13 protein-coding genes and 1 tRNA gene are annotated in these 15,506 nt (G+C 65.4%); 4 read left to right on the plus strand and 10 right to left on the minus strand.

The features are described 5' to 3' along the window. Positions 1 to 51: 51 nt before the first annotated feature. The 9 genes from OXC99_06445 to OXC99_06485 form a co-directional block, all read right to left on the minus strand. Positions 52 to 1,119, minus strand: coding sequence for a tyrosine recombinase XerC (locus OXC99_06445; protein ID MCY4624619.1), 1,068 nt, complete (start codon positions 1,117 to 1,119; stop codon positions 52 to 54). 1 nt (position 1,120) lies between these two features. After that, a complete protein-coding gene (gene topA, locus OXC99_06450) occupies positions 1,121 to 3,466 on the minus strand; it encodes a type I DNA topoisomerase (protein MCY4624620.1) in 2,346 nt (781 codons plus the stop codon). Between the two features lie 7 nt (positions 3,467 to 3,473). After that, positions 3,474 to 4,595 (minus strand): DNA-processing protein DprA, encoded by a 1,122-nt coding sequence (gene dprA / locus OXC99_06455; protein MCY4624621.1) that lies wholly within the window; start codon positions 4,593 to 4,595, stop codon positions 3,474 to 3,476. A 104-nt stretch (positions 4,596 to 4,699) separates the two neighbouring features. Continuing rightward, a complete protein-coding gene (locus OXC99_06460; GenBank protein ID MCY4624622.1) occupies positions 4,700 to 5,218 on the minus strand; it encodes a helix-turn-helix domain-containing protein in 519 nt (172 codons plus the stop codon). Positions 5,219 to 5,220: 2 nt separating this feature from the next. Next, positions 5,221 to 5,526, minus strand: coding sequence for a hypothetical protein (locus OXC99_06465; protein MCY4624623.1), 306 nt, complete (start codon positions 5,524 to 5,526; stop codon positions 5,221 to 5,223). A gap of 65 nt (positions 5,527 to 5,591) precedes the next feature. Beyond that, positions 5,592 to 5,682: transfer RNA gene (locus OXC99_06470), tRNA-Ser, on the minus strand. A gap of 100 nt (positions 5,683 to 5,782) precedes the next feature. Next, positions 5,783 to 8,293 carry an AMP-binding protein gene (locus OXC99_06475; protein ID MCY4624624.1) on the minus strand — a complete coding sequence of 837 codons (2,511 nt, stop codon included), beginning with the start codon at positions 8,291 to 8,293 and terminating at the stop codon, positions 5,783 to 5,785. A 37-nt stretch (positions 8,294 to 8,330) separates the two neighbouring features. Then, positions 8,331 to 9,044 (minus strand): MBL fold metallo-hydrolase, encoded by a 714-nt coding sequence (locus OXC99_06480; GenBank protein MCY4624625.1) that lies wholly within the window; start codon positions 9,042 to 9,044, stop codon positions 8,331 to 8,333. A 241-nt stretch (positions 9,045 to 9,285) separates the two neighbouring features. Next, positions 9,286 to 10,161: an alpha/beta fold hydrolase gene (locus OXC99_06485; GenBank protein MCY4624626.1), complete on the minus strand. Its 876-nt coding sequence runs from the start codon at positions 10,159 to 10,161 to the stop codon at positions 9,286 to 9,288. Between the two features lie 419 nt (positions 10,162 to 10,580). On the opposite strand from OXC99_06485, the gene OXC99_06490 reads away from it, so the two are divergent. The 4 genes from OXC99_06490 to OXC99_06505 all read left to right on the plus strand — a co-directional run bounded on the left by OXC99_06490 (position 10,581) and on the right by OXC99_06505 (position 14,797). Then, positions 10,581 to 12,842, plus strand: a complete 2,262-nt coding sequence (locus OXC99_06490) for an MMPL family transporter (protein ID MCY4624627.1) — start codon at positions 10,581 to 10,583, stop codon at positions 12,840 to 12,842. 51 nt (positions 12,843 to 12,893) lie between these two features. Next, positions 12,894 to 14,057 carry an oxygenase MpaB family protein gene (locus OXC99_06495; protein MCY4624628.1) on the plus strand — a complete coding sequence of 388 codons (1,164 nt, stop codon included), beginning with the start codon at positions 12,894 to 12,896 and terminating at the stop codon, positions 14,055 to 14,057. Positions 14,058 to 14,432: 375 nt separating this feature from the next. Continuing rightward, positions 14,433 to 14,648, plus strand: a complete 216-nt coding sequence (locus OXC99_06500) for a hypothetical protein (GenBank protein MCY4624629.1) — start codon at positions 14,433 to 14,435, stop codon at positions 14,646 to 14,648. Beyond that, on the plus strand, positions 14,645 to 14,797 hold the full coding sequence (locus OXC99_06505) for a hypothetical protein (GenBank protein MCY4624630.1): 153 nt from the start codon (positions 14,645 to 14,647) through the stop codon (positions 14,795 to 14,797). Before OXC99_06500 ends, OXC99_06505 begins: the two co-directional genes overlap by 4 nt. Here OXC99_06505 and OXC99_06510 read toward each other — a convergent pair. After that, positions 14,775 to 15,104 carry a hypothetical protein gene (locus OXC99_06510; protein MCY4624631.1) on the minus strand — a complete coding sequence of 110 codons (330 nt, stop codon included), beginning with the start codon at positions 15,102 to 15,104 and terminating at the stop codon, positions 14,775 to 14,777. The two genes, OXC99_06505 and OXC99_06510, sit on opposite strands and share 23 nt — an antisense overlap. Positions 15,105 to 15,506 lie beyond the last annotated feature (402 nt).

Here is a 15,506-nt window from a genome sequence, read left to right on the forward strand (position 1 = left end):
GCGCCGCGCGTCCTTTGGGAGGAGCAACGCCCCGCGATGTGGGCCGCTCGCCTACCCGCCGCGGCGCGCCCTCGGGTGCGCCGACACGTAGGTGCGGCGCGCGGCCGCCTGTGTGACGTGGGTATAGATCTCGGTGGTCGTGGGACTCGAATGGCCGAGGAACTCCTGCACCACGCGGAGGTCCGCGCCGCCGTCGAGGAGGTGCGTCGCAAACGAGTGGCGCAGCGTGTGCGGGTGCACGCGGGTATCGAGGCCGGAGCGGACGGCGTAGTTGCGCACGAGCTTCTGCACGCTGCGTGAGGTCAGCCGGCCGCCGCTCTTGTTGAGGAAGAGCGCGCCGCCGTCCCGCGCCGCCCGGAGTTCGGGGCGTCCATGACGCAGGTACGAGTCGACAGCGTTGGCCGCTTTGCCGCCAAGCAGCACCATCCGCTCCTTTGATCCCTTGCCCAGCACCTTGGCCTGACGCTGATCGAGGTAAACGTCGGAGACATCGAGGCCGGTGAGCTCGCTGACGCGGAGGCCGGCGCCGTAGAGGACCTCGAGCACCGCGCGGTCGCGCAGGCCGGCGGGCGTGTCGGGTTCCGGCTCCTCGACGAGCGTGGTGGCCTCCTCGACGTCGAGGAACGTCGGCAGGCGGCGCTGCGTGCGGGCGGTGGAGAGGAGGGCCGTCGGGTCGTTGGGGACGTCGCCCTGCCGCTTCAGCCATGCAAATAGCGTGCGCAGGGCGCTCAGCTTGCGGGTCACGCTCTTGGGCACGTAGCCGAGGGCGCCGCGTCGGGTGGCAGGGGGCTCGTGGCGGCCGCCGTTCATGGGGCGGGCGTCAGTCAGCAGCCAGTGCAGGTAGGTTCGCAGCATCGGCCGGTCGAGCGTCGAGAGGTCCGTGATGCCGCGGTCGTCGAGGAATTGCCAGAAAGGGAGCAGGTCCGTCAGGTAGTTGCGAACGGTGTATGGCGTCAGCCCGCGCTGCGCCTGCAGGTGGATGCGCAGTCGCTCGGCGATGGGCCGCGCCCAGTGGCCGCTGCCCGGGTCGCCGGGGAACTCGGGCCGCTCGCGCTCCACGACCGTCGCACCAGCGTGCGCTGAACGGGCGGGGTGTTGTCGGGTGTGCCCTTGCTGCATGCTAGGCCTCCGCGGTCGCGGCCTCCGGCTCCTGCTCGAACTTGCCCTGGTAGGCGCAGTTTGTGCACTTCGTTCCCTGCTTGCCGCGCCGCACCATGAGACTCTCGCACTCCGGGCACGGCTCGGTCAGGGGCTGCTGGTTGACGGTGAAGTTGCACGAGGGGTAGTTGGCGCAGCCGTAGAATGTGGAGCGGCGCGAGCCCCGCCTGGCCTGGCGCTCAATCAGGTCGCCGCCGCACTTGGGGCATGCGACGCCCGTTTTGACCAGGATGGGCTTGGCGTTCTTGCACCGCGGGAAGCCGGTGCAGGAAAGGAAGCTGGACCCCCACCGGTTCTTCTTGAGGGCCATTGGTCTGCCGCACTTCTCGCAGAGCTCGTCGGTGATTTCCGGCTCGGCGGGTTCGGGGGCCGCGCCCTCAGTTGGGACGGGCTTGGCGTTGCGGCACTCCGGGAAGCCGCTGCAGGACATGAAGGTGCGGCCCCAGCGGTTCTTCTTCAGGATCATGGGTTTGCCGCACAGGTCGCAGTCCTCGCCCGCGGCGATGCCCGAGCGCGGCGCGGCGCCCGCCGTGGCCTCGAGGCTGGAGGAGAAGGGCCCGTAGAAATCGCCGAGCAGCGCCCGCCAGTCGCGGGATCCCTGCGCGACCTCGTCGAGTTCCTCCTCCAGCTTGGCGGTGAAGTCGAGGTTGACTACCTGGTTGAAGTGCTCGTTCAGGAAGTCGTTGACCCGGCGGCCGATGGGCGTCGGGACAAGGCGCCCCTGGTCGCGCTTCACGTAGTCGCGCTCCTGGATGGTCGAGACGATGGCGGCGTAGGTGCTGGGCCGCCCGATGCCGCGCTCCTCGAGCGCGCGCACCAGCGTTGCCTCCGAGAAGCGGGGCGGCGGCTCCGTGAAGTGCTGGGCCGGCATCAGCGACTTGCAACTGAGCGCATCGCCGGCCGCGAGGGGAGGCAGCATCTTCGAGTCATCGTCCTCCGACGCCTCGTCGCGGCCCTCCAGGTACAGCGCGCGGAAGCCGGGGAAGGTAAGCACTGATCCCGTCGCGCGGAAGAGGTAGGCGGGCCTGGACTCCGCCGCGGCGTCGATGTCGGCGGTGGTGCGCTCCACCTCGGCGTCCGCCATCTGGCAGGCGACGGTGCGCTTCCAGATGAGGTCGTACATCCGGAACTGGTCGGCGGAGAGGTGGCGCTTGAGCGATTCCGGAGTGCGCATTGAGGACGTCGGGCGGATGGCCTCGTGGGCCTCCTGCGCGCCCTTCACCTTGCTCGCGAACGCGCGCGGCTTCGAGGGCACGTAGCGCTCGCCGTACTCCCGCTTGATGTAGTCGCGCGTCTCGGCGAGGGCCGAGGCCGCGAGGTTCGTGGAGTCCGTGCGCATGTAGGTGATGAGGCCGACGGCGCCCTCGCTGCCGAGGTTGACGCCCTCATAGAGCGACTGCGCCACAGACATGGCCTTGCGCGCGGAGAAGCGCAGCTTGCGCCACGCCTCCTGCTGCATCGTGCTGGTGATGAACGGGGCGGAGGGCCGCTGCTTTACCGGCCGTTTCCGAACGTCGGCCACCTTGAACGTCGCGCCCTTCAAGTCGGCCAGGACGGAGGTGGCGGCCGCCTCGTCGGGGATGGTGAGCGCCTTGCGGTCACCCTGCCGGGAGTGCAGCCGTGCGGCGAACTCGACGGCGTCCTTCACGTCGGACTTGCGGAGCGCGGCCTCAATGGACCAGCTCTCAACGGGGACGAAGGCCTCAATCTCCAGCTCGCGGTCGACGACGATGCGGAGCGCGGCGGACTGCACGCGCCCGGCCGTCAGCCCCCGGTACATCAGGTGCTTGCCGACAAGGGGGCTGAGCTTGTAGCCGACAAGCCGGTCGAGCACCCGGCGGGCCTGCTGCGCGTCGACGAGGTCCATGTCGATGTCGCGCGGGTGGCTGAAGGCCTCGTTCACCGCGGACTCGGTGATCTCGTGGAAGACGACGCGCTGGGTCTTCTTCGGCACCACCTTGCGCTCCCGGAGGGCTTCCAGCAGGTGCCAGGAGATGGCCTCGCCTTCGCGGTCGGGGTCTGTCGCGAGGAACACCGTTGGGGCCTTGGCGGCGGCGGCGGCGATCTCCTCGACCAGTTCGGTCTTGCTCTGCCGGGCGCGACCGCCGCGTTCCCCGCGCCTCGAACCCCCGTCAGGTTCGACTACGTAGCTGGGCTCAAAGTTGCGCTCAACGTCGACGCCAAGGCCTCGGAGGGGCAGGTCGCGCACATGGCCCAGGGACGCCATCACCGTGTGCTTGTTCCCCAGGATGCGCTCTATGGTCCGCGCCTTTGTCGGCGACTCTACGATTACCAGGTCCTTTGCCATACACCCTCTAGCGGGCCGCTCCGTACCGGGCGGCCGTTTCCATCACTCTAATATAACGCATTGCGCCCACCTGCTTGACCAGTCCCTTGATTTCCAGTAGGGAAAGCGTGCTGCTGACATTGGCGACAGGCAGCGCCGACTGCCGCCGCACCTCGTCGATGTGGATGGGCTCCGCGCCGATGTGCTGCAGCACCTCCGCCTCGATGCCCTCGGGCACGGGCATGGGCATGAAGCCGGGCAACGCCGGCTGCTGATCCAGCCGCATCACGTTCAGCTCCTCCAAAACGTCGGCGGCGTCGGTCACCAGCTTGGCGCCGTCCTGAACCAGCCGGTTCGCGCCGAGGCTGGTGGGCGAGAAGATGCTGCCGGGCACGGCGAAGACGTCGCGGCCCTGGTCGAGCGCGAACCGCACCGTGTGCATGACGCCGCTGTCCATCGGCGCCTCGACGACAAGCACCCCCAGCGACAGCCCGCTCAGCAGCCGGTTCCGGCGGGGGAAGTTGCGCGAGTCGGGTCGGACGCCAAGCGGGTACTCGGACACCAGCGCGCCGTTTTCGGCGACGCGCAGCGCCAGCTGCTTGTGGTCGGCGGGGTAGATGACATCTACGCCCGTTCCCATGACGGCAATGGTGCGGCCGCCGGAATCGAGCGCCGTCGTGTGCGCGATGGCGTCGATGCCCCGCGCGAGGCCGCTGATGATCGTGACGCCAGCTGCCGCGAGGTCCCTCACCAGGGACGCGCAAGCCTCGCGGCCGTAGGCCGACGCCCGGCGCGTGCCCACCACGGAGACGCCGCACGTGTCCTCGGGAGTGAAGCCGCCCTTGAAGTAGAGCACGGGGGGCGGATCGTAGATCTCCTTGAGCGCGGCGGGGTAATCGGCATCATGCCAGTTGACGGCACGGACGCCCGCCTGATTGAGCTGCTCCATCCCGCGGTCCGGGTCGATGGCGGAGCGTCGCGAAGTCACTTGCTGCAGCACGCTTGCGGTGAGCCCGGCGGCCTTGAGCGTCGAGGCCGGCGCCTCCCATGCCTCTCGCATGGTCGGGAAAGCGGCCTCCAGCAACCGCATCCGCACGGTGCCGATTGAGGGGATGCGGGAGAAGGCCACCCAGTATTTGATGTCATCCATGAAGTCCACTATACAACGGAGAGAAGGATTGGTGCAGACGCGATTTGATCTCAAAGCTGTGAAATACGGGCAGCAACTTGAGCCCCGGTGTATAGGGCCGGCGTCTACTTATCCCGGGTGGTCGTCCTGGTGCGCCTCTGCCCCCTTCTCGGAGGCGGTTGCTCTGATGGAGCAGCAGAGGCCCGCGTGGGGCGATAAGTCGGCGACGACTCAGCCACACGCTGAGCGGCGCCCGTCGGCCCCCTTAATCCCTGGAGGACCTGAATTGGCGTCGGGATGAGCCACTCATGCCCCGCTTTGGAGGCCCCCAGCACCCGGCCTTGCTTGGCGAGCTCTCGTATCCGGCGGTCTGAGACACCAAGCTCCGCTGCGGCCCATTTCACCGTGACTGCGGACGGAACAGCGGCCTCCGGTTCCCCTTCCAGCCTGAACTCAAAGGGGTCGCTCTGGGCCATTGTGCTGAACTCGTGGACCAGAAAGCCGACCACATCGCCATTGTCATCCAGGCGCTTGAGAATGCGGTCGTCCTCCGTTGGCACGAAGATCCCCTCGCGGAAGCCCCAAAGGACCTCAAGCATGTCCCCATCGCGGTCAAACCACACCGAGACCGTTTGGCTCTGCATCTCTATCCTCCCGGGACACGGCTGATCAAATAGCCCGTTACTATGAATCCCGACTCCGGCTCATGTTTTACCACTAGACAGAGGTAGAGCATCCTTCCCCACCTATCAGATACGAGACGGTAGTAGAGCACAACGGTGGGGTCAGATCTAGAGGGTCTTTTGGCCGCTGGTTGGGCAAGGGTTTCCTCGAACCGCCCCAGGCAGTAGGCCACTTCAGGGTGTCTTTCGAGGATGTGCCGCAGCCGTTCGTCAGTAAGCCTGACGACGTTGCCCTGATCATCGACAAAGCTCCTCAGGGATGACTCCACGTATTGCAACTCTACCGATAACTATGCCATGTTCGGAATACTTTGTCAAGAGGGCGATTTACTTGTGGCGGAGAGGGCGGGATTCGAACCCGCGAGGACCTTGTGAGCCCTACGCGCTTTCCAGGCGCGCCTGTTCGTCCACTCCAGCACCTCTCCGAGCGGGACGGGCGTTCCACGACGGCGCAAAGCCGAATTGGAACATTTCCAGTATGGACACCGCGCTGTTGGCGTGTCAACGACGGCGCGCCACCGCGTCCTACAGATCGCGGACGGCTTGCTCTATGGCGTTTGTGGCCTCCTGGTACGGCGTGACGGGGGAGAACGTCAACGGCTCGCCGAAGCGGACCTCCACGGAACCGCGCTTGAGGGCCGGGAACCGGACCGGCGCGCCCAGCCGGTGGATGTGAAGCTTGAGCGGCACGACGGGCAGCCTGCCTTCCACGGCGACCATGCCGGTGCCGTTCATGAAGGGCTTGATGGGGCCGCCGACGGTGAGCTTGCCTTCAGGGTAGATGAGCACCGACCACCCGTTGTCCAGGATCTTCCCCATGTTCTCAAGGCTTGGCCGGACCGGCCCTTCCTGCGCGATGGGAAACCCGTTGCCCAGGAGCGGATTTATGACCCAGAACACTGGGTTCTTCCAGAGGGAGGCCGCGCCGGCAATCGCCAACCGCCGGCGCCATGCGTGTGGGACTGCCTTGATGATGAGCGGGTTGTCCAGGCCCAGATGGTGGTTGGACGCGAAGAGTACGGGGCCGTCGATGCCCTGCAAGTGCTCCCGTCCCGTGACTTTCAGGCCATAGGGGAGCTTGAGCAACGGAAACACAAGCAATCGCTGGAGCGCGCCCCTGGCCATGCGGCACCACCAGTGCATGCCCCAGCCCGGGAACCGGGTGAGGGGCGGGTTGTTCGCGCCCTCCTCCAGCACATTCTCCAACTGCCGGACGGTGGTCCTGGGGCCTACCTGGTTCTCATCAAGGTACGCGCCGAGGTCCGCCTCGATTGCCGAGAGCAGCTCGACCCTGCCGAGGGAATCGAGGTTGAGGTCGTCGCCCAACGTCATGTTCGGCCCGACGGCCGAGGCATCGATCCTTGCAACCTCGGCGATGATGTCGACGAGACTCCGCCCTCCCTCTCTGCCCCCGGATGCCGCCGTGGGCGCCGTTGCCGCCTGCGGCGGAGCGGCGTTGCCCTGGAGCCTGTCGATCAGCAGCGGCTTTCGCACCTTCAGCGTGTGGGTGCGCGGAAAGTCCTCGTCCGGCCAGACCGTGACGCCCCTGACGCGCTGGTGCTCTCCGAGCTGTTCGTTGGCCCAGGAGACGATGGTCTCCGGGTCGGCGTTGTCATTGAGAATCAGGGCGGCATGGACTTCCACCGAGCTTCCCCGCGGCAAGCCCACCACCGCCGAATCCGTCACATTGGGATGCCGGTTGAGCACCGCCTGAATGTCGTCGGGGTAGACGTTCTGCCCGCTGGACAGGACGATCATGTCCTTGACGCGGCCCCGGATGTGCAGGTAGCCCTCGTTGTCGAAGTCCCCCACGTCGCCGGTGCAGTACCAGCCGTTCTTGAATGCCGAGGCCGTCTGCTCCGGCGCGTTCCAGTAGCCGGGTGAAATGTTGTCGCCGCGAGCAAGGATCTCGCCGTCGTCGCTGATGCGCACCTCGACGTTCGGTAGTGGACGCCCCACCGAGTCCGGCCTGCGCTCGCGAAGGGTGTGGTTGCTGATGACGGGCGAGGCCTCCGTCGCGCCGTAGCCCTGCACGATCTTGACGCCGAGCAGCTCCCACTTCCTGCCCAGCTCCGGGTCCAGGGCCGCTCCGCCGGACACGATGAAGTCGAGCTTTCCGCCGAACTGCCTGTGCACGCGCCCAAAGAGGCGCCGCCTCAGCGGGAAGGGCGTCTTCTCCGCCACCTTCAGCAGCTTTGACCAGAGGGCTTCCTTGCCTTGGCGTCTGACCTCCCGCTCGATGCCGTTCATCAGGAGCTCCAGCGCCTGCGGGACAAGGAGCATGGTCGTCACCCGGCGCTCGCGCATCGTGCGGGCGAGCACCGTCGGCTGCCTGCTGGTGGGATAGGTGACGCTGGCCCCGAAATGCAGTGCCGTAAGCAGGCCGCCCATCTGCTCGTACATATGGCTCAACGGCAGGATGGAGAGGAGCTTGCTGGTCGGTGCGCAGGTTATGTACTGCGAGATGCCCTCGATGTTGGCGGCGAGGTTCCGGTGCGTCAGCATGACGCCCTTCGGGTCGCCGGTGGTGCCGGAGGTGAACATGATCTCCACGAGGTCGTCGGGCCCTACCTCCACCGGGTCGGGGTCCGGGAGCCCCTCGATGGCGTCCTCCAGCTCCTCGAACGTGATTTCGGGAGCGCCGAGCTCTGCGTCGCCCCTGGGAGTGTAGCGTGACGTGAAGGCAAGCTTTGGCGACACCCTGGAGATCACACGCTCGACGTAGTCCGGCGCGCTGCGAAGGTCCAACGGGACCACCACGACGCCTGCCCGCAGGCACCCGAAGAAGATGAGCACCCAATGCGGCGAGTTCGGGCCCCACAGGATTGCCTGATCGCCCTTGCCCAGGCCCCGGCTTTGGAGCAGCGAGGCCACCTGCCCCGACTCCTTCCAGAGCCGGGCGTAGGACCAGCGCTGGTACCGGAAGCCCGGCTTGAAGAGCAGCGCGTCACGGTTGCCGTGGGCGTCTACGCAACGCCTGAGAAACTCGACAATAGTGCCGCCAACCGAGGCCCTGGCGTGGTCTGCCCGCTGCATGTGCATCTCCTGTCAGTAATGGCGCTTGCGCAAACCGTCAGGCCGCGCGTTGGCGCAGCATGGCGGTGAGGGCTGCGTGGCCCCCGCTGCGCATTGGGGGGAAGTGGCTGAAGCAGATGGCGTCGAAGTCCAGGCGCAGGAGTCCTTGCAACGACTCCATCGCCTGCTTGGGGTCTTCCGTGACATCGACTGCGGGAGGGCTGAGCTTCCAGGCGAGCTTGTACTGGAGCGCGTCGCCTATGATGACAACCCTCTGCTCCGGCAGGTGGAGCGCGATGCTGCCCCTGGTGTGCCCCGGAAGGTGCACCACTCGCACGGGAAAGGCGAACGGAATGACGTCGCCATCCTCCAGCGCAACGTCGACCTGGGTGGGGCTGGCGTTCAGTTTGTCGATGACCGGGCGGGCGACCCGCGCCATCAGCTTGTTCTGGAACGGGCTGGGGTGGTCCTCCCAGCCGGAGAGGACGCCGGCCTCCAGGGGATGGGCCATCACGGCGATCTCCCGCCCGGCGATGAGCTCGGCTGCCCCGGCGGCGTGGTCGGGGTGGCGGTGGGTGATGACGATGGTCTTGACGTCGTCAATGGTCAGGTCCATTGCTTGCAGGCCGCCCAGAATCAGCGGGGAGCTGCCCCTCATGCCGGCGTCCACGAGTATCGCCCCACCGCCGGCGGTGAGCACCGTGACCCTGGCGCCTATGGCCCGGAGCTGAAACACGCCATCGGCGATGCGGATTGGGTTGCCCAGCTTCAAATGGCCGCCTCCCTGCCGTGGTCAATTAGGCTTTGGCTACAGGCGTCTCCTGCCTTCACCGGCCGTTGCCGCCTTCGATGCCCGCCCCTGTGCGGAGCGCCTCGCACAATCTAGCTGCACCATAGCATAACAGGTGCGAGGGCGACTTCGTGCCGGATACGGCATGTGGGCGCCTTTGCATTGCCGTGACTCCGCAGGCCGACGAGCCGCTTCCACCACGCGAGCGCCGATGCTTGCATCTCTACAGCGCGCTCAGCCAGCCAAGCATCGTCCGGAACAGATCCGCCTCGCGGCCCATGTAGCCGTGGGCGGCCCCGTCAATCACGCGGACTTCAACGTGCGGGTAGGCGGCCGCCTCCAGGCCGCGCCGGGCTGCGCCGCACACCGGGAGCTCCTGCGGCCCGCCGACGGCGCACTCCTCCGAGCCGAATATGAAGAGTGTTGGGCAGTCCGTGTTCGCCGCGTGCCTGGTCACGCTGTAGCGGTTGTCCTGATTGAAGCAGTCGACGAAGGCTCGTGCGCTCCACGTAGACCCCCACGGCACCCCCGGACGGACCAACACGTCGGGACGGCCCTCGGCGACGTTGCGCTCCGACTCCCGGAACGGCCCTGCGAAATCCTCGCCGTGCAGCGCGATGACGCCCTCATGGTTGTACTCGCCGGGCGACACCGGTATGACCGCCACGACGCCCTCGAACCGCTCGGCTGCCTGCGCGTAGGCGGCGCGGACGGCCCCGCCGCTGTGCCCGCCGATGGCGATGCGGCGGTGTCCACGCTCGCGCAGCAACCCCAGCCACGCCGCGAAATCGGCGCGCGAGTCGTCGACGGACTCGAAGGCGTAGCCGGCGAGGGGGCCGCCCCGGACGCCGTTGGCGACGTGGTCGTGGCCGCGGCGGTTGGCTGGGAGAAAGGCAATGCCCTGCTCCGCCATCCGCTGCCCCAGATCGAGGTACAAGCTACCGTAGAAGTGGCCGGTATCGCCGTGAAAGAACAGCACCGCATCCACCGGAAGCGCTGAATCCACCGGAAGCGGCCGGCCCGTGTCGGCGGGCGCGAAGTATGCGCCGGTCAGCGTAATGCCGTCAGACGTTGTGACGGCAATCAGGTCTGCAAGCATGGCGGCCTCCTTTTCAAAGACAGGGTAAAGGTTGAGCGAGGCAGCGCCCGGAGTCAATGACTGGCCCCAAAGCCCCTGTCTGCCGGAAGACCGCGCCGGTACGTACAGGTGCATCTCCCCAACCTTGAACGGCGGAAGGCGTTTGGCGCTGCCTCAGCCAAGGTTGCATTTGACAAAGGGCGACTGTAGCTGTGTACTATTGAGAATTATATATTTATATGTACAAGTATATGTTTCCCTACTATTGTCGTGGCTGTGCATTGCCTGGAGCGCCCCGCGTGGAAGGAGGTTGGTATGAAGGCGTCATCTGGGGCCGTCTTCCAAGACAACCCTAGCGTAATCCTTCCCACGCTTGTAAAGTCCCAGTATTGCAGCAAACTGGTTGCGCGCAAATTCATCCATGTCCGGGAGGTTCTTCCTTGACCGAATTCCTCGCCCGCATCAGTTCACGCCGGCCGTGGGTAACGGTCGGGGTGTGGGGTGTGCTGGTAGCGCTCGCGATTGGGCTCACCGGGGCTCTCCTGGGAAGCGCGACCACCACCGACTTCCGGCTGGCCGGCAGATACGAGTCCGAACGCGCGGCCACCTTGCTCGAAGACAGGTTGCGAGGGCCCAAGCCGCTGGCCGAACTGGTCATCGTTCAGTCGCCGTCTCTGACGGTGGACGACGACGCCTTCCGCGCCAAGGTAGACGATGTCCACGCGGCTATCGTGGAGATTGGGCCGGAAACGATTGCCGGAGGCATCGGCGGGCAACCGATATACCACTACTACCAGGCCCTCCCGCTCCAGGCCGCCATTCCCGCCGAGCAGCGGGAGCAGTTGTTCTCCCTGTTGGTTTCGCCCGACAAGCGGACTGTTCTGATGCACTACACCCTGGCCGGCGACTCGCAGCAGGCTACGGAGAACATTGAGGAGGTCATTCACGTCGTCCGGGGATTCGACGGCACGGACGATTTCCGAGTGCTCATCGGCGGAGACGCCAGCGTAGCGTTCGAGAACAATGAGCTGAGCACGGAAGACCTGGAGAAGGGGGAGCGCTTCGGCATCCCCATCGCGCTGATCATTCTGCTCGTGCTCTTTGGCGCCGTTGCGGCCACCCTGTTGCCGCTGGGCATGGCGATTATCGCCATAGTCCTGGCGCTTGCCGCCGTGAGCGTTATCGGCCAGTATTTCGAGTTGCTCTTCTTCGTGCAGATGATGGTCACCATGATCGGCCTTGCGGTGGGCATCGACTACTCGCTCTTGATCGTGTCCCGCTACCGGGAGGAGATGGGCCGCGGTCTGGACAGGCGCGAGGCGGTTGTGAAGGCGGGCGCGACGGCGGGCCGGACGGTGCTGTTCAGCGGCTCGACAGTGGTGGTTGCCCTCCTTGGAATGCTCATCGTGCCCGTGTCGTTCTTCCAATCGCTGGGGCTGGGGGCCATCCTGGTGGTGCTTGCCGCCCTGGCCGCCACCCTCACGCTCTTGCCCGCCCTGCTGGCGCTCCTTGGCCGCAGGGTGGACTTCCTCTCGATTCCTTTCCTCTCAAAGTACTCGCTGCGGTCTTCAGAGGCTGAGGCGCATGGGTTCTGGGTGACCGTCACCCACACCGTCACGCGTTTCCCCGTCATCAGCATCCTCATCATCGCCGTTCCCATGGTTGTGCTGTCGTTCTTCTACTTCGGCATCAAGACCGGCCTCAACGACGTCAACACCTTCCCGGACAAGTCCGAGACCAAGGCGGCGTTCATCGTCTTTGAAGAGGAATTCTCCATGGGAGCGGTCAGTCCCGCCGGGATACTGAGCCCCGCGGAGATTGTCGTGGACGGCGATGTCTCCAACCCGCAGGTGCAGGAAGGGATAGCGCGCCTGGTGCAGTCGCTTCTGGACGATCCCACCTTCCCAGTCGCGCCCCAGGTTGAGGCCAACGACGCCGGCGACCTGACGCTGCTGACGCTTCCGTTCCCCGGCAAGCCCAACAGCCGCGCGGCCACCGACACGCTGACCACACTGCGCGAGGTGCACGTCGCCGCGGCGTTCAAAGGCGTGCCCGCGGAGGTCTATGTGGGGGGCGTGACGGCAGAGGCCACCGACTTCTTCGGCATTGTTGACGTGTACACGCCAATCGTCTTTGCGTTTGTGCTCGGCACCAGCTTCATCATCCTGATGCTCGTCTTCCGGTCCATCGTGATTCCTATCAAGGCCATCATCATGAACCTGCTGTCCGTGGGCGCAACCTACGGGCTGCTGGTGCTGGTGTTCCAGAAGGGGGTGGGCACGGACCTGCTGGGGTTCCAGCACGCCGAGGTCATCGACGCGTGGATCCCGCTGTTCCTGTTCTCCATTCTCTTTGGGCTGTCCATGGACTACCATGTTTTCCTCCTCAGCCGAATCCGGGAACGCTACGACGAGACCGGGGACAACACCAAGGCGGTAGCCTATGGGCTGCAGTCCACCGGGGGGATGATCACCGGCGCTGCGCTCATCATGGTCGCAGTGTTCGGCGCATTCGCGGCGGGGGAGACCATCGTCAACCAGCAGGTCGGGTTCGGGCTTGCCATAGCGGTGTTCCTGGATGCAGCGTTGGTACGGTCGATACTGGTGCCGGCCAGCATGGAGGTGCTGGGCAAAGGGAACTGGTACCTGCCGCCCTGGCTGCATTGGCTTCCCAATCTGCGGGTAGAGTCTGAGGAAGCCTGAACTGGGGGAGTTTCGACATATGGACGGGAATCGAAGGGAGCGCTGGTCGGAATGACGGTCCCTGGCGACTACCTCAAAGGGTATGAGGAAGCCCGCAAGATGGACCCGGGTCTCGCGGACACGTACGTCGCGCACACCCGAGTAGGCGACGAGGTGATGGACGCGGTGGTGCAAGAACTGGCGCCGCTGCCTCAGGCCCAGGTCCATCAGTTCATTAACGCCGGTATGCAGGAGGACTGGAAAGGCCTGCGGAACGCGCCGCAACTGCTGCGGGACTTTTTCATGGACGCTCGACAGCCTGATCCGGACTGGCTCGATCACGATGCCTTCCGCCCGGGCTACCGTGCCTTTCAGAGAAATTCGGTCTTGGTCCTTTCGGCTTTCGTCACCGGCACCCTGCTGGACGGCTTTTCGACATTGATAAGCAAATCGTTCGTGCAAACCGGGCGCATATTTGACAATGGGGTCTGGCGGCTCCGGCAGAACAACCGGCATCAGGTTGAGATATTCTGGCCCGGCGGTCTGGAAAGGCAGGGCGACGGGTGGAAACTGTCGGTCCGCATTCGGTTGGTGCATGCGCAGGTCCGGCGGCTGCGGGCGCAGACTGAAGAATGGGACCACGACGCCTGGGGCGTGCCGCTCAGCTCCGCGCACATGGGCTATGCCGTCGCCTGTTTTGCTACCCGCAGCGTCATACACTCGGAGTCATTGGGAGCTCGCTACAACGAAGAGGAGCGGGCCGGTTTTCACGACGAATGGCGCTACGCCGGTTATCTCATGGGCGTTCCTGAAACAATCCTCTTCACTGACGAGAACCACGCCCGGAACATTTTTCGTATCGGCTCAATCTGCGAGCCCCCTCCTACTCCTGAAGCGATCATCATGACCAATGCGCTGGTCAACTCCGCCCCATTGGTTGCGGGCATTGACGACAGGGAGAGCCGGCAGAAACTGGTAAACAACGTCATCTATCCTGTTGCCCGCGGACTGGTGGGCAAAAAGCTCTCCGACCAACTGAAGTTTCCGCCGACCAGGTTGCCCTTCCCTCTGTTCTGGTTCCGGTTGGACCAGCGGATTCAATCAATAAGAGCGCGGTTGAGCAAGAAAGCCTCCCAGAATTTTTCAACGCTGCTCATGGCGTCGGCGTACTCCGACGCCGGGTTGTCGTACCGGCTGCCTGACCACGCGCACGCGGAAAAGTCCAGCCAATGGTAGGACAGCTTGCCCAGGCGCTGTAGCGCGGCCGGCCTGTTTGTCCCCATAGGCGCCGGGCCGCAACCCGGGCCCGCGTCAGTTGCGTTTGGGTCGCCGCGCGGGCGCATGCCCCTGGCTCGCCTCCCTTCCTGAAACGGTCGGCATGGAGAACCAGCTTGTGCCATGACAAATTTCACGGCGGCGTTGTGGCCGCAAAGGACGGGGAGGCCCAAAAGCGGTGTAAGGTCCCGCGTGGTGAATAGCTGCCGCGCAAACAGTATGCCGCACATGGAGAAGCGGCTGTGGCGGAGACCGGCCTCGCTTTTCGGCCGTGAGTTGAGGGGGTGGCGGTTGCTTCGGCGCTGCCGCCCCTTCTTGATGCTGAGGAGGGTGGCGATGGGTTGGTTCAGGGAGAGCGGACTGATTGCGGCGGGCCTGGTGTCGGCGTTCTGGTTCGCGGTGGCCGGTGTCAACTACTCTGGCGGGAGGCTACCCGATGCGGTGCATCTTGCTATAGTTGGCATCATGTACCTGCTGCTCCTTTGGGTTGGTATAGTCTGCGCCGTGCGGCTGTGGGCGTTTTTCTGGCGTTGGAAGGAGAGACGGCAATGAGTTGGTTTCAGAAGAGCGGATGGGTCGCGGCCGGGTTGATAGTGGCGTTCTGGTTTGGCGTGGTGGTCGTCCAGGGTGCCGGTTGGGAGTTGCCCGCCGTCGTCGCCGCCGGGGAAGGAGAAGAACCTATGCCCCGACGGCTCGCCTAGGCGTGCCGATGGGAGTTGCCCTCCCCCTGTTCGCCGGCCGCCGCCGCCTCGGCCGCCTGGTGGGCGGGTGCGTCATCGAAGGCGGCCGAGTGAAGCGCCGTCTGCGGATGCTGAGGAGCTTGCTCTCGGCCAGCGCCGTTATCCGCGGATTGTGGCTTACTGCCACCGCGGCTATGAGCACGTCGTTGACCTTCTCGACCGCCGTGTGGTCAGTTCGTCGAAGGTGCCGTCGGATGGCCTGCGTCGCGGGGCGCACTCTCACCGGGTTGTGAGCTACGGACTGGAGCCGGTCGAGCCGTTTGTTCATGGTGAGGTCACTGTGGGGCCGCATGGCGTTGCGTTGGACCGACGTGGAGCTTGGGCCAGTGGCGTTAGTGGGCCAGACGCCGCGTGGTGTGGTCCGGCGTGCTCCGCAGGCTCCTCGAGCTCCGCAAGCTCCGGTGATCCCGGCGCCGCGAGCGCCGAGGTATCGGATTTGATGGTTGGTCTACCCACCGCTACCCACCAAGAAACCCACCGAGGGCGGTGGGTAGACCTAATGTTTGTAGTTAAGTGTGGCGGGCTGGACTGGACGAAATCAAGAACCGACGCCTTTTCTCGCCTCACGCCGTCGCTGGGCATGGGCACGGTGTACGTCAGTACGGCCTCGTCTCCATTGACCTCGATACCCTCCACGAAGTTGCGGATGAGGGCCTTCCGCTCGGGGATC

This window comes from Chloroflexota bacterium (assembly GCA_026713825.1).
Taxonomy (GTDB): Bacteria; Chloroflexota; Dehalococcoidia; order Lucifugimonadales; family UBA1127; genus UBA1127.